Origin of the sequence: Pseudoalteromonas sp. HL-AS1 (assembly GCF_031198785.1) — a bacterium.
Lineage (GTDB): Bacteria > Pseudomonadota > Gammaproteobacteria > Enterobacterales > Alteromonadaceae > Pseudoalteromonas > Pseudoalteromonas distincta.
Genome location: NZ_CP133569.1, coordinates 1,129,059 through 1,144,170, shown reverse-complemented (window position 1 = coordinate 1,144,170; position 15,112 = coordinate 1,129,059). Strand labels below are relative to the sequence as shown.

Genomic DNA, 15,112 nt, shown 5'->3' with positions numbered 1-15,112 from the left:
ATTTAATCATCTTTAAACACTTTTTGAATAAAGCACCGCAGGTAAGTCGCCTTGCTCGTCTGTATGTGTATAATTTTTTATAAATTGCAGACCTAGCTTTTTCATTATATTTATAGAGGCCGTATTATCTTTTAGTGCCGTTGCACTTATCGCCTTAACGTCATCTTGCTTTATAAGCTCATCACATAATGCTAAAGCCGCCTCGGTTGCATAACCATGCCCCCAACTTGCTTGCTTAAAGCGCCAGCCTATTTCAATATCACTGTAGTTTGGTGCATCAGTAAAAAAGCACATAGGCCTTATTAATACCCAACCTATAAATGTATTGGTTTGCTTTATAGTGATACTCCACAGCCCCCAGCCTTTAAGCTCATTTCGATATGCGAGCATACGAGGCACTCCCTCATTTTTTATTTGCTCTAAAGAGGTAGGTTCACCTCGTGTTAAATACTGCATTACAGCTGGGTCTTGGTCGAGTTCAAATAATTGAGGCCAATCATGCTCATTCATTAATTTAAAATTTAATCGTTTTGTTACGGGGGCGTTCATTTTCATTGTTGTATAGTCTGCCTCGAATTAATTATCAGTCTCTAAAGGAGATAGCACATGAATAAATTAGCAGGTTTAGCTTTATTAGGCACTTTAATTACATTAACTGGTTGTGAAGATGCCAACGAAGTAAAAGAAGATGCAAAAGATAAAAGCGCACAAATGCAAGAAAAGCTTGGTGATGCATGGAACGACGTTAAAGAGACAACTAACGATCTTAAAAATGACGAGTCTTTAAACGAGCTATTAGAGCAAAGTAAAGCAATGGGCTTAGACATGTACGACGACGGCAAAGAGATTGCGGTTGACGCATGGATTAAAAGCAAAGAAGCTGCTGGCGAGTTAACTGAAAAAACTAAGCAAAAAGCGCAAGAAATTGCAGACGAAATTGAGCAAGCGCGTCAAGAACATAACGAAGGTTAATTAAACTTTCGATAATAAAAAAGGAAAGCCTCGGCTTTCCTTTTTTGTTTTGGGCTATTTAGCCCAGTTATGCGTTTGCATATAGGGCTTATAAGCTCAAATTAACCTTTGTACTTACTCATAACTAAAGTCGCGTTTGTGCCACCAAAGCCAAAGCTATTAGACATTACAGTATTTAACTCAACATCACGACGCTCAGTAATAATATCTAAACCTGTCGCTTGCTCATCTAGCTCATCAATATTAATTGAAGGTGCTACAAAGCTGTGCTCTAGCATTAATAATGAGAAGATAGCTTCGTGAACACCTGCAGCACCTAGGGCATGACCCGTCATTGCTTTAGTTGCACTGATCATTGGTGATTTACCACCAAACACTTCTTGTATCGCACCTAACTCTTTAACATCACCTACAGGCGTTGATGTTCCGTGCGTGTTTAGGTAATCAATACTATCTACATCTTGCATAGCTTGGCGCATACAACGTGCTGCACCTTCGCCAGAAGGAGCAACCATGTCGTAGCCATCTGATGTTGCACCGTAGCCAACAATTTCAGCGTAAATGTGCGCGCCACGTGCAAGTGCATGTTCAAGTTCTTCAACTACAACAATACCGCCGCCGCCAGAAATAACAAAACCATCGCGATTTGCATCGTATGTACGAGACGCTTTTTCAGGTGTTTCATTGTATTTAGTAGAAAGTGCGCCCATAGCGTCAAATTCCATTGCCAATGTCCAGTGTAGCTCTTCACCACCACCAGCAAACACAACGTCTTGCTTGCCAAGCTGGATTTGCTCTACTGCATTACCAATACAATGCGCAGATGTTGCACATGCAGAGCTAATTGAATAGTTAACACCTTTAATTTTAAATGGTGTTGCTAAACAAGCAGATGTAGTGCTCGCCATAGTGCGTGGCACCATATAAGGCCCTACACGTTTTACGCCTTTTTCACGTAAAATATCAGCAGCTTCTACTTGCCATTTAGACGAACCACCGCCAGAGCCAACAATAATACCCGTGCGCTCATTTGATACTTGGTCGTCAGACAAACCTGAGTCTTCAATTGCTTGCGTCATTGAAATATAAGAGTAAGCAGCAGCATCTCCCATAAAGCGCATTGCTTTGCGGTCAACGTGTGCTTTAACGTCAATATCAATTTTACCCGATACGTTACTACGTAACTTATAATCGGCAAATTCTTGATTAAAAGCGATGCCGCTTTTGCCCGTTTTTAACGATTCTAATACTTCTTCTTTGTTGTTACCTATACTTGATACAACACCGATACCTGTAATTACAGCTCTTCTCATGGGTAATTCCCTTAGCTTAATACTTAATTGCATTCTATTTTACGCGAATTTAATCACCTAAGTGGTCAGCTTTCTAGCGTACACTTGTACTCTGAACTGCTAGCTTATAAATAACGCCAGACTATTTCAAAGAAAACCCGTAAAATAATTAAAAAATATATCTATAAAATTAAAAAATCATGATCAAAAATGCACATATACACTTTAATAATTTAGGTACACCTTTCGCTAATGACTTCGGTGATATTTATTTTTCTAATGACGATGGCTTAGCTGAATCGCATTATGTGTATTATGAGCAAAATAATATAGATGTACGATTACAAAATCATGACCAGCCACATTTTGTTATTGCCGAAACCGGCTTTGGTACAGGTTTAAACTTTTTAAATACATGGCAACGCTTTACTGACCACCTTGCACGTCAACAAGTTCAAAATCAATTAGATAATGGTGTTAAACGCTTACACTTTATTTCATTTGAAAAATATCCACTGCACATAGACGATTTAAACAAAGCACTACAGGCATGGCCATCATTAAGCGCCTTTAGTAACAAATTATCTAAACAATACCCAATTAATTTAGAAGGATGCCACAGACTCGAATTTGACAATGGACTTGTTGTTCTCGATTTATACTTTGGAGATGCACTTGAATCAATACAAGCTATGAGCTATCCGCAAACGGGAATTGTTGACGCTTGGTATTTAGATGGTTTTGCGCCAAGTAAAAACCCCGAAATGTGGCAGCAAAGTTTATTTAATTCTATGGTCAATATATCAAGGGCAAGTGCAACCTTATCAACATTTACTTCAGCAGGTTTTGTTCGCCGTGGATTAATTGATGCAGGCTTTAATACTAAAAAAGCCAAAGGCTTTGGCCAAAAAAGAGATATGCTTGTTGGCCAGCTAGAGTGCGTAAATGATGCTCAATCAGCTCCTGCATATTTTCATCAAGATAGCAGCGCTTTAAAAAATGTAGCGGTCATTGGCGGCGGTATAGCCAGTAGCTGCATTTTATATAGTTTGGCTAAACGAGGCATAGCAAGCCAATTATTCTGCCAAGATGAAAAACCAGCTATGGGGGCATCGCACAATGTGCAAGGCGCTATCTACCCTCACCTACAAGCTAAAAATTCACCGCACAGCGAATTGTTTGCACATAGCTTTTTATACGCAAAGCGCCTATATAACAACTTACTTAGCAGTGGTTTTAATTTTGATTACGATTGGTGCGGCGTATTACAACACGCAGTAAAAAAACCTCTGGCCGATAAACATGAAAACTTAGCACAAAAACAACTGTGGCCAACCCAGCTAATGCACAACGTAACCGCAGAGCAAGGCGACGAAATAGCCGGCGTAGAAACAGGTTATTCGGGCGTGTTTTTTGAGCAAGGCGGCTGGGTTAACCCTCCGCAATTAGTAAACGCCATGTTAAGCGCTGCAAATAGCATAACCCCATTTAAAAGCGTATTTAACTGCAATATAAAACAGCTTAAAAAAACTGATAGCGGTTGGTTTTTATTAACGAATGATGAGCAGTTAGGTCCTTTTAGTGATGTAATTATTTGTGCGGGCGAGCACAGTGATGCATTTGAGCAAACAAAAGCGCTACCAATAGTAGGCGTACGCGGGCAAGTTTCACATATTGAGGCAAGTGAGCAATCACGCAAACTTAAAACAGTGCTATGCCATAAAGGGTATTTTACCCCAGCCTATTTAGATCATCACTGTATGGGAGCCACGTTTGAAAAAAACACCAAAAGCCGTCAAGTTACAGCGCTCGACAACCAGTTAAACCAAGAGCAACTACTTAGCTTTTATCAGCAAAGTGAATTTGCCTCATCCCTTGGCAATATTACCTCGGCAAAAGCAGCTGTACGATGCACATTTATAGATCACCTACCAATGGCAGGGCAATGGTGCGAACAAAGTGATTACACTATGGCTTTTGCTAACCTACGTTTAGGTAAACGCTATCAATATGAGAAACTTAATAAGCCACTACAAGGCCTACATATTTTTACCGGCTTTGGCGCCCGCGCTTTATGTAGCGCACCGCTAAGTGCAGAACATCTCGTAAGTTGTTTAAATAACGAGCCTCGCCCATTAAGCGAACGTGTAAGCCAAGCTATTCATCCTGCCCGGTTTATAGTACGAGATTTAATTCGTAATAAAATTTAAATGAGGTAAACACATTAAAATAATAGATCTAATGTGCATATAAATTAAAAACGTAAATTATTTTGAACTAGACAACCTTTCAACTAATTCAACACGGCGGTTTAGTTCACGACCTAAATCATTTTTATTAGTTGCAACGGGTGAATAAGGACCCGCTCCTTGAGCTAATAACCTTTCTTTAGCTACCCCATAATCAGCAATTAATGCGTTAACAACCGCATCAGCACGGCGCTTTGAAAGGTTTACATTATAATTAGGCGAGCCTTTATCATCAGTATGACCAACAACATATAAACTCAATTTTTTATTTTTTTCCATAACTTGAGCAATAACATCTAACGCCTCTTTAGATTCAGCTTTAATAGTGGCTTTATCATAATCAAATAAAATACCGTAAATAGACGCCTTTCCTTTTTGCTCTAACTGCTCAAGAACTTTATCACTATTCGTTTCTATTAAGCCTGTCACTAAGGGCTCTGTACGAGCAACAACAAGCTGAATACGAGAATCGCCATTATAATTACCTATAAAAAAGGCAACGTAGGTAGTTTGCTCATTTAGAGTGTTTTTCATAACTTGATATCTAGGTTGGTGAAAGTAGTTATAAACAGATTTGATTGCCAGCTTATCGCCTAATGCTTGAATCTCTTTTCTTTTTGTACCGCATTCATTTTTTTGACAAGAAAATACGGTTTCAAAACCTTCTTTAGTCAAAGCACTCACATAGTTATGATAAATTTTTAACGTCGATACTTTATTCGCAATATAAGTAATTCGCGTTAAATCTCCTGTAACATCAAGCATAGGTGAAGTACTCGTTTTTTTATCAGACTTGCCAATTGGGATACTAAACTCCTCATAATCAACATTTTGATAATCCTCGATATAGCTACCAGGGTAACGACTTAATAAAAGATGATCAGCAGAACCTTTAAGATCTTCATGTGTAGATTTTTTTATTTTATTACTAACTTTTTTCTTGAATGCTTCAAAATCAGCTTTTATCAGCCCAGTTTCAATTTCTTTAATATTGATCGTAGTCAAAAGCGCTTGTGTCGTATTTTTATATTGTCCAACAAATAACGAAATGGCAGCTTCAGGAACCTCTCCTTTTGCTGCGTAAATATAATGTGGTTGTCCGTAATAACTAGACACGTTGAAATAGCTCGACTCTTCAGCCAGCAATTTATCCTCTCGCTTTTCATAACAATCGTTTAAAGAACATATATACAAAACTTTAAATCCAGCATCATTTAAAGCGTCTTTGTAGTTTTCTATTACCTTTAAAGAAGCAACATTCTTTATTAGATAAGAAAAATGACTTACATCACCAATAAATGTCTTATATTCAAATTTTTGAGATTTTTTTAGCGCAGGATTAAAGGCTGATACAAACTGTGCTTCTTCACCCGATAAAGTGACTTTTCTCTCTAATTTCGCATCGGGGTAAGCCGTTAATAATGGCTTTGCTTGCAGGTTAAATATGCAGCACAGGTAGGTAGTACAAATTAAAAGTACTTTGATAATATTATTTTTCATAAAAATTCCTTTTAAAGTATTAGTTTACATTAGCACTATGCCTAATGAGCAAACTTAATTCAACGATCCTTATTTGTGTAACTTTCTCTCACTTCAACGTATAACTGAACTGCAGCCATATTAAGAGTTGTATAATGCGTCGGTTAATAAGCTGTTTAAATAACGGGCCTCGCCCGTTAAGCGAACGTGTAAGCCAAGCTATTCACCCTGCTCGGTTTATAGTACGAGATTTAATTCGTAATAAAATTTAAATGACAAAGGTGCTTATTGAGGTAAAATGAGCACCAATAAATGGAATTTATTATTTAAAGGACTTTAATGAAAACTTTAGCATTTTTAATAATACTGCTATGCACTCTATCGTTTAATGTACTTAGCCAAAACGTCACTGAAATCCCACTTCCTGAAGAGTTTGTTACAACAATGGATGTAGCAAGCGAATACCCAATGGTTCGCACTGGTTATTTAACAGATTCAATTTCTGATATTGCTCGCTTTTATCAGCAAAAATTAGGTGAGCCGTTAAAAACAAACGGCAATAATACATATCGCACTTTGTTTTATAATTACCAAGAACATAAAGTTCGTATTAGTCTATATCGCCGTAGTTATGTGACCGAAGTGAGTATAATGGTTGAATAAAAAGTTCTAAAAAACACGCCAAAAGCAGCTAATTTTAATGCTCAGTTAAGTATTGAATTTTAATTAAAGTATTTTTTGAAATTAGCTCATTTAAACTCTTTTTTACCCTTTAAAAATTATCCCCTACCCCCAAGGTCTGTTTGTAAGCACATTACTTTTACTATTTATTGGAAGGAGTTAATTATGAGTAAGACCCTAATTATTGGCGCAAGCGGACAAATAGGTAAAATGGCAACTGAGCTACTTTTAAAAAATGAGCAAAATGTTGTGGCATTAGTGCGTGACAAAAATAAGCTAAGTGATTTAAACAGCTCTTTTTTAACTATTGTTGAGCAAGATCTTGAAGGCGATTTTGGCGAAGCAATAAAAGGCTGTGACCAAGTGATTTTTGCTGCAGGTTCTGGCGGAAATACGGGCGATGATAAAACTGTACTTATTGATTTATGGGCTGCAACTAAAGCAGCTACCTTTGCTAAAGAACATGGCGTTAAACACTTTATTATGGTCAGCTCAATCGGTGCAGACGACCCAGATTCGATTCAAGGTGATTTAAAACCTTACTTAGTTGCTAAGCACATGGCTGACGAGCACTTAATCAATAGTGGTTTAAATTACACCATTGTTCGCCCTGGTACACTGACTGATGATAGCGCTTCAATGCAAGTAACGACGCAGCGCCCAAGTGATCGTTCTGAGGCTAAAATTAGCCGCGAAAACGTAGCCAATGCATTATTACATATTGCGACTAACTCATTTATTAGTAACCGCATTTTTGAGTTATTTGATGGCGACAAACCAATTAAAGCCGCTGTTAAATAAGCTTTAATACCAATTTATTTAAACGTATAAACAATTATTGCAGATTAGTATAGTTCATCGATAAGGCAAAAAATTACAGTGTAGTCGCTCTGCATCGGTAGTTTTTAGGCAATGAGTTATTTAATTCGCTTAAGTGATTTATGTTTAATAAAATTAAATTTACTCCACTAAGTAAATTAGTGGAGTAATATTTTAATACCTTGCCAACCGAGTTGTAGCGTTAATAACGTTAAAACGACTCTAAAAATACGCTTAAATTTATCCCCAGCCATCCTTTTAAGTAATTTAATTCCAAACCAAGTACCTACAGCACCACTTATTACCATAGCAATTACAAGCGGCATCCATTGCCAAAAGCTAAAGCCAACAGCACCATAAATTACCGCTTTTAATAAATGCTGCACACTCATAATGCTCGAAAACGTTGCCGTAAATTTTAACTTTTCGTAATTATTTATATATAAACAGCTACCAACTAATGGCCCGCTCGCTCCCACAAACATAGAAATAAAAGTCGTTATGCCACCGGCGACCATACGCCATAACTTAGAGGTTAATTTTACTGGCGGTGTTTTACCCCACAGTAAATAAATAACAAAAATAGCGACCACTAACTTCATAGCATCAAGCGATATATCATTAATAACAAAACTTGATAACCCCGTCCCTACTAAGCCGCCTAACGCAAAATATACAAACATGCTTTTATCAATATGCTTAAAGCTGAGTAATAACCTATTTGCATTAGAGCCAAGCTGTACTAAACCATGCACAGGCACAACAACTGCCATAGGCATAAACGACGCCATAACAACAAGCAACATTAGCCCGCCACCCGCACCAAATGCAGCAGATATAAAAGAAGTAAAGCCAGCGGTGATCATCATTAATAAAAACAAAAATAAAGACATACTGTCGGGAAGTAAAAAGTCCATAAAACTCCACTGCCTATTTAGGTACTTTAAAGTCGCAGTATTTTAAACAATAAAAGGTACAACATACACTTATAGCAAGCGTTATAAGCCTCTATTTCAGGCAATGTATTATGTTGCGTTGTTTTTGCACTTTGTTTGCACATTTAACAAATATTATACATTCAACTTCATTACCGGATATTTCTGATGAGAAAACTTAACGCACCAATTTTAGCACCGCTTGCAGTGTGTATACTTGCACTGAGTTTAGCCGCCTGTAACGGTAGCGATGCTGAAAGTACCGTCGTAACTGAAACAACCACCGATGAGGGCACTACAACAGATACTTCAACCGATTTCATTGTAGAAGTTGACCCTTTTAACTTTGAAAACGATGCGCTCATTTCATCAATTACCACTCAAACATGTACGCTAAGTAATGGCGATGAAGCTTCATGCTACAAAATTGATATTGCAGGTGCACCTTCAAATTACGAGATTGGTGTATTTTGCCCTAGAAATATCACCTCAACAGCAGACGAAGCCGGTATTTGGTTTGATGGCACCGGTGAGGTTTATGATATAACTGGTGACTTTATTTTAAAGCTTCCTACATTATATAACGATAGTCATTGGCAGCTATACGACGAAGGTACAGGCCTTGTAAATGTAACAGACACACAAGAATCGTGTGATGGCGCTGCACGTCCAAACGTAGAAGAACAATACCAAAACCACTGCGTAGAATGCTCTATTGATTATGTTGATGGCGGTATATCAGAATCATTTTTAATACCAATAACGCCCGTTGCAACCACTCAAAACAGCAGTATTGGTAATGCTAATGTAGGTGTTGCTCTCAATGGTGTTGTACTTGCTGCACCAGCCCCTGTTGAGGCTATTTTAGGCGCATACACTATTGCAGCCTTTGATGATTGCGCTGGGCATATTAACTTAGTAGCAGGCTATCACTACCACGGTGAAGCAGGCTGTAGCCAAACACAAATTCAATTAGACGGTCATGCCGCCATGATGGGTTATGCACTCGATGGATTTGGTATATTTGGTATGCTTAACGAAGATGAATTAGAACCCACTAATTTAGACGAATGTAGAGGCCATACCGACGATACACGCGGATACCACTACCATGCAGCCGATGTATCTGAAAACATGTTTATTGGTTGCTTTAAAGGTGCTACCGCAAGATAACGCACATTCTGGCCAAATAATTAACTGAGATACTAATGAAAATATTTAACGTGATAAAAACACTAACCACTGGCTTTTTACTTGCTGCCTCATGCTCAGCGCTAAGTCATGCAGGCCACGGCTCAAATGCGCCTTGGGAAGCATGTGAAGCAAAAGCCATTAATGCAGATTGCAGCTACACAAGCCATGATAAAAAAGCGACTGGCACATGCCAAGCAATGAACAAAGTACTTATGTGCGTTCGAAATAAACCACTCGAAACATTAATAGACAAAGCAACCCAACCAGCAAGTGATCAAAAGCAATCTGTAAAATCACTCGCTAAACGATAAAGTAACAGCTACACGCCAAAGTCTTAACGCTGTTTGTTAAGGCTTTTTTAATCACAAATCATTAGAAAGCATACCCCTTATCTGTTAAGTTAACTTTGTGTATCAAATAATAAAAATAAAATTCCAAAAATGGAATTACACAAGCAAGGTACTAACGTGAGCGCTACATTTAAAATTGTTTTTAATGGTCAGTTATATCAAAATACTGACCTTACCTCTGCCCAAGAACAACTCAGCCAACTTCTTAATATTCCTCATAATATTGTTGTTCAGTTATTTGATGGAAAAGCTTACGCTTTAAAAAAAGACTTATCGAGTATTGATGCTGTTAAAACAGAATCCTCACTAAAAAAGCTAGGTTTGATTACTAATGTAGAACCTCAACTCTCTACTGTAACCTCTAAGTCTCAAAATAATCAAATAGCACTCACTGAGCACAGTAAAAATACAGATAAACACATTAGTGAAAGCACTAGCGGCAAAAATATCTCAATACAAAATGAACGCCTAGATACAGGTGAAGCCCCAAATACAGCTGCAGCTATTAAGCAAAGTTATAATAAATATAAATTACTGCGTAACACTTTAAAAAGCGCATTTTACTTTTGCTATTGCGCACTTTGTATTATTACCATAATAGGCGTAGTGATCAGTGTTAATGCACTTAAAAACAACTTTGGCACTCTAAATAATGGAACCACAAATAACACAACTACAAACAGCTTAAGTTACCAAAACTATAAACAATATTTGATTGATCAAAACAGCCTAAATCAACCAACACAAAAAGTAACAAACGAGCAAGCAGCTAACCCTACCCTACAAAAAGTAATGAGTACTTTAGTCGCTTTTCATCGCTAATAAATAGCTACGCGCAAAGTACAGGACAAGCTGATATAAAAACAATGGGGGGCAATAAATTACAACAGCACCTGCAAGAAATAGATGACCTAGGCCCTAAAAATGAATTTTGGCAGCAACTGGTACAACTTTCAAAAGGCTTAGATAACGATAAGCATGCAATAGGGATGCTAAACAATACTGATCCCGCCAAAGTACAATGGATAAACGCGGTAGATTGGATCAGCCAAAGCTATATTAGGCAACAGCAAAACTCGCAAACTACAAACAACTCCCCTGTCACTACCTACGAGCCAAGTAACCCCATACTTAACCTAACGTTATTAATAAGTATGCTGTCGTTATTCAGCCTGCTTGTGATTGCAATAAAAATGAAGCTACGCGCAATAAGACATTCTTAAACTTTATTTTATAAATTCCATAAAAAAACCCGCAAATTTGGATTAACAAATTTGCGGGTTTCTTATGGTTTTCGAATAACGAGTTCAAAAACCTTTATTGGTGGAGTCTTTATTAACCCCTTGAACCCCTGTTTTAACAGAACTTTAAACATAGTAAACAAACTAAATGGTACTAAAATAAAAATAGCTAGGTATGTTCAATCAGATTTCTTTATTAATCTAAATTTCCTGCCAGCTTTATCACTTTTTGGTAATCGGGCCAGAACCAAACTTTCACTTCATCTGTTTTTTGATTAAAGTTGAAAAAGTTACTATCTACTTCATGGAATAGCTTTTTTATAACTCCATTGAAGTGGCTATAATCTTTTCCATAAACCTTACTATGAGTGCCATAAACTAAACATTTTTTATTGTCACCCCAGCTATCTTGAAATTCAATACTATGCTCCACTGAATGATGCATATTGAGCTCATATAGTTCAGAAAATACATTTCCATCATGATTATCTAGCAAAATATTATGTTTGTATAAACCACCATCTATACATGGCTTGTCACTTTTCCTTTCATCAAAACTTGTACTCTTTAAATCGAACTCTACTATTCCGACCAATAAAGAAAATATATTTATCATCTGAACTTTATTAGAGTTTTGTTCAGCAAATAAGGCTGATCTTAAACAAGCTTTTAATTTATCAATTAACTGGTCAACATCCCTCAAACTCAACTCGTAAGCTTTAGCCAGCCATACTATATAATGACGTATATTGTCTTTGGGATTATTTATTATCTTAGGGTAAAGAACTACCTTTTCATCAGAATACAACGTTAAATCTATTTCTTGTAACTTTAAATAGTGCTCGAGATCTGGCTCTGCTAACCTAGCTTCTCGATTAAAAAAACGCTTTAGATAAGTATTAGAGTCAAAATTAGAACCGTAAACTGATCTTATCGACTCTTGCAGTTGTGTAGTATCTGTAGCCACAACAAAAACAAAGTTTTTGGTCGTGAAAAAAGAGGGCGTTCAGAATTCTGTGTCAGCCTAAGTTGCTAAATATCTAGCACACCATCTAACCTACCTTCGAAGTGGATGGCCAATTGCGACAATGTCAGATTCCAATTATGGATTGGCATTGTCCATTTCTTCGAGGCATTCAATATGCCTGCATACAATAATTTCATCAAGCTGTTTTCATTAGGGAATGCTCCCTTAGTCTTGGTGAGTCGTCTAAACTGACGATGTACAGCTTCAATTGCATTTGTGGTATAAATAGCTTTTCGCACGTAATCTGGATACTTGAAGTAAACCGACAGATTGCCCCACTTTCGACGCCAAGACTCGATAACGATAGGGTATAACTTGCCCCATTTGGCATCTAATTCGGCGAGAGCGGCTTCTGCTGCATCTTTAGTGGCTGCCTTATAAACGGGTTTCAAGTCAGCCATAAACTCTTTTTGGTGCTTTGAAGCAACATACTTCATCGAATTACGAATTTGATGAATAACGCACTCCTGCACTTCGGCGTCAGGATAGATTGTTGCTATTGCTTCAGGGAAGCCTTTTAGTCCATCAACACAGGCAATTAAAATATCGGATACACCACGATTATGTAAATCTGTTAATACTGATAGCCAATAGTTAGCCCCTTCACTTTCAGAGATATATAAACCAAGTAACTCTTTGCGGCCCTCGATATTGACACCTAGTACGGTATAAATAGCCTTACTCACGTAGCGCCCATTTTCTTTAATCTTATAATGAATAGCATCAAGCCAGATAAACGGGTAAAGCGTGTCTAAGCTGCGCGCTTGCCATGCTTTAAGCTCTGGTATCAGTTGGTCTGTTACGGCAGTGATGGTGGCCTCTGATACCTCAACGCCATACATATCCTGTATGTGGCCTCGAATATCTCGGTAGCTCATACCTAAAGCAAACATAGATAGGATTTTCTCATCAATTTCAGGCGTTAACTTGGTTTGGTTCTTTTTAACAAGCTGAGGTTCAAACGAACCTGAACGATCTCTGGGCGTTTCAAGTTCGAATTGACCTATGGATGACTTAACTGTTTTTTTGGTTGAACCATTTTTACGGTTAACTTGGGTCTCAGATTCTAAATGCTGCTCTAATTCAGCTTTAAGAGCCGCTTCGGTGAGTTGTTTAATTAATGGTGTTAGAACACCGTCTTCGCCAGTAAGGCCTTTACCAGCTTGAAGTTCAGCTAATGCTTTGTTGAAGTCGAAAGATTGAGTCATGTGTCACTCCTGTTTTCTTAATAATACTGAAATGACACAGATTTCTAAACACTACCTGAAAAAATGCTTGATCACTTCTAGCATTTCTATGGCGTAATTAGGTCTACATCTATCAAGCTCATCGATTAATACTATCACAGGCAACTTTTTATCATGATTCCTTTCAAGCACTTCAGCTAAAAGTCCTAGTTCTTTTCTGATGCTTTTAATAGCTTCTACTTGTTCTTCATGATCTTTCTTTATACTCGTAAGAAATTCTTTGGGTGAGGTTTCAAAGAAAGTTTTTACTACTTCTCTTCCTGCAGCAGAGTCATCCACAAGGTGCTTGGTAGCCAAACCAGCCCCAGCTATTACAGCCCCCTTTAACGCTTTACCTAGAAAGCCTTTTAACTTATCCAAATCAGAGCCAATGTTATGGTTAATTATTGAAAGTTGATTAATTAGCTCACTAGCAACTACTGATAATGGAACTTCCGAAAAGTCACTTTCCCATGCATCAATATAAATAGTCGGATGCCCTTCATTCGTCAGGTGTGTGTATAGGCGTCTTAAAAATTCAGTTTTGCCTGTTCCCCAAGCACCATTTAAGTTAAGCACAAAGCCGTCGTGTTCACCCTTAATATAGTTAGTTAAAAACTCACCATACTCTTTACGATTAAGTTTACAGTTATCGAATGTATATTTTTCTAACCACTCGGGGTATTTACAGTTCGTGTTTTTCATATAGCTTTATAATCCATTACAAAAATTATTATTTACTTTACCTGCCAATAACCAGCTGTTTTTTTAACGATTTTTACTATCATATTATGCCCTCTAAATAATTAATACTCCCCTCAACAGTACTGAGCGACCTGCCTGTATTAATTGCTAATGTGCATTTTTGATATTGAGATCATTGATAATAAAGCTAATTATTGATTTATCAAGGTGTGATAATCTTAAACTATCATTTAAACCGTCATTTAAACCGTCATTTAAACCGTCATTTAAACCGTCATTTAAACCGTCATTTAAACCGTCATTTAAACCGTCATTTAAACCGTCATTTTGGCATCAAAAATCATCTATAAAATAAATTCAATAAAAGGAACACTATTTGTTTTTTGAGTTATTTTTCGGATAGCCAAGTAACGACCACCTTGGTATTAATATTTTATAATGACTTTAAACTGCATATAAAAACATGAGTTGAATATTAAGAAATCAACTCAAATCGCATCCATAAAAAAACCCGCAACCTGATTGCTCAAGTTGCGGGTTTCTTATGGTTTTCGAATAACGAGTTCAAAAACCTTTATTGGTGGAGCTGGGGGGATTTGAACCCCCGTCCGAAAAGCCTCGACCGTCGGTACTACATGTTTAGTATTGTCATTTAATTAACCTTTAAGTCCCGGACAAACACGGTAAATAAAGGCGAGGCCGCTTAGTTTTAACGCTTCAACCCCGGCCAGGGTTTCCATCGCGATCAGGTGTTAGGGTGACACTCCAAAATCCAGTCCACAAGAATACATGGAAGGAGCGCTAGCCAGCCTAAGCTGCTAGAGAGTAGTTATCGTCGTTTGCGATTACTTTAGGTTGCGGCTGTTTAACGAGGCAAACCGCACCTCGACATGCACCTTGGGCTTCTTGAATTCCGTCGAATCCTAATCAGCCCCTGAATTA

Annotated in this window: 15 protein-coding genes and 1 other RNA gene; 8 read left to right on the top strand and 8 right to left on the bottom strand. The window is 37.6% G+C overall.

Features of this window, described 5'->3' with window-relative positions; all coding sequences use genetic code 11:
* Window positions 1-12: 12 nt before the first annotated feature.
* Entirely contained in the window at window positions 13-555 is a 543-nt protein-coding gene (locus RB214_RS05300) for a GNAT family N-acetyltransferase (RefSeq protein WP_024596749.1), read from the bottom strand.
* Between the two features lie 51 nt (window positions 556-606).
* Between RB214_RS05300 and RB214_RS05295 the strand changes: the two genes are divergently transcribed.
* Window positions 607-972: a hypothetical protein gene (locus RB214_RS05295; protein ID WP_024596750.1), complete on the top strand. Its 366-nt coding sequence runs from the start codon at window positions 607-609 to the stop codon at window positions 970-972.
* 101 nt (window positions 973-1,073) lie between these two features.
* Here the strand turns inward: RB214_RS05295 and fabB are convergent, their stop codons facing one another.
* On the bottom strand, window positions 1,074-2,285 hold the full coding sequence (gene fabB / locus RB214_RS05290) for a beta-ketoacyl-ACP synthase I (protein WP_004335606.1): 1,212 nt from the start codon (window positions 2,283-2,285) through the stop codon (window positions 1,074-1,076).
* A 179-nt stretch (window positions 2,286-2,464) separates the two neighbouring features.
* Here fabB and mnmC point away from each other — a divergent pair, with 179 nt between their 5' ends.
* Window positions 2,465-4,474, top strand: coding sequence for a bifunctional tRNA (5-methylaminomethyl-2-thiouridine)(34)-methyltransferase MnmD/FAD-dependent 5-carboxymethylaminomethyl-2-thiouridine(34) oxidoreductase MnmC (gene mnmC, locus RB214_RS05285; protein ID WP_309168551.1), 2,010 nt, complete (start codon window positions 2,465-2,467; stop codon window positions 4,472-4,474).
* A 57-nt stretch (window positions 4,475-4,531) separates the two neighbouring features.
* On the opposite strand, the gene RB214_RS05280 is transcribed toward mnmC, so the two are convergent.
* Window positions 4,532-6,013, bottom strand: coding sequence for an OmpA family protein (locus RB214_RS05280; RefSeq protein WP_309168550.1), 1,482 nt, complete (start codon window positions 6,011-6,013; stop codon window positions 4,532-4,534).
* A gap of 318 nt (window positions 6,014-6,331) precedes the next feature.
* Between RB214_RS05280 and RB214_RS05275 the strand changes: the two genes are divergently transcribed.
* On the top strand, window positions 6,332-6,655 hold the full coding sequence (locus tag RB214_RS05275) for a hypothetical protein (protein WP_309168549.1): 324 nt from the start codon (window positions 6,332-6,334) through the stop codon (window positions 6,653-6,655).
* 183 nt (window positions 6,656-6,838) lie between these two features.
* Window positions 6,839-7,474, top strand: a complete 636-nt coding sequence (locus RB214_RS05270; protein ID WP_165743642.1) for an NAD(P)-binding oxidoreductase — start codon at window positions 6,839-6,841, stop codon at window positions 7,472-7,474.
* Between the two features lie 176 nt (window positions 7,475-7,650).
* On the opposite strand, the gene RB214_RS05265 is transcribed toward RB214_RS05270, so the two are convergent.
* Window positions 7,651-8,409, bottom strand: coding sequence for a sulfite exporter TauE/SafE family protein (locus tag RB214_RS05265; protein ID WP_309168548.1), 759 nt, complete (start codon window positions 8,407-8,409; stop codon window positions 7,651-7,653).
* Window positions 8,410-8,595: 186 nt separating this feature from the next.
* Here RB214_RS05265 and RB214_RS05260 point away from each other — a divergent pair, with 186 nt between their 5' ends.
* The 4 genes from RB214_RS05260 to RB214_RS05245 all read left to right on the top strand — a co-directional run bounded on the left by RB214_RS05260 (window position 8,596) and on the right by RB214_RS05245 (window position 11,194).
* Complete coding sequence (locus tag RB214_RS05260; protein WP_309168547.1) at window positions 8,596-9,600, top strand: YHYH protein; 1,005 nt, start codon at window positions 8,596-8,598, stop codon at window positions 9,598-9,600.
* Between the two features lie 35 nt (window positions 9,601-9,635).
* A complete protein-coding gene (locus tag RB214_RS05255) occupies window positions 9,636-9,932 on the top strand; it encodes a hypothetical protein (RefSeq protein ID WP_309168546.1) in 297 nt (98 codons plus the stop codon).
* A gap of 156 nt (window positions 9,933-10,088) precedes the next feature.
* Window positions 10,089-10,793, top strand: a complete 705-nt coding sequence (locus tag RB214_RS05250; protein WP_309168545.1) for a hypothetical protein — start codon at window positions 10,089-10,091, stop codon at window positions 10,791-10,793.
* Between the two features lie 44 nt (window positions 10,794-10,837).
* Window positions 10,838-11,194: a hypothetical protein gene (locus tag RB214_RS05245; protein ID WP_309168544.1), complete on the top strand. Its 357-nt coding sequence runs from the start codon at window positions 10,838-10,840 to the stop codon at window positions 11,192-11,194.
* Window positions 11,195-11,408: 214 nt separating this feature from the next.
* Here the strand turns inward: RB214_RS05245 and RB214_RS05240 are convergent, their stop codons facing one another.
* The 4 genes from RB214_RS05240 to ssrA all read right to left on the bottom strand — a co-directional run bounded on the left by RB214_RS05240 (window position 11,409) and on the right by ssrA (window position 15,105).
* Window positions 11,409-12,179: a hypothetical protein gene (locus RB214_RS05240; RefSeq protein WP_375144336.1), complete on the bottom strand. Its 771-nt coding sequence runs from the start codon at window positions 12,177-12,179 to the stop codon at window positions 11,409-11,411.
* 65 nt (window positions 12,180-12,244) lie between these two features.
* On the bottom strand, window positions 12,245-13,447 hold the full coding sequence (locus tag RB214_RS05235) for an IS256 family transposase (protein WP_008465246.1): 1,203 nt from the start codon (window positions 13,445-13,447) through the stop codon (window positions 12,245-12,247).
* Between the two features lie 51 nt (window positions 13,448-13,498).
* A complete protein-coding gene (locus RB214_RS05230) occupies window positions 13,499-14,170 on the bottom strand; it encodes a P-loop NTPase fold protein (protein ID WP_309168543.1) in 672 nt (223 codons plus the stop codon).
* A gap of 578 nt (window positions 14,171-14,748) precedes the next feature.
* Window positions 14,749-15,105, bottom strand: a transfer-messenger RNA (tmRNA) gene (gene ssrA, locus RB214_RS05225).
* Window positions 15,106-15,112: the final 7 nt, after the last annotated feature.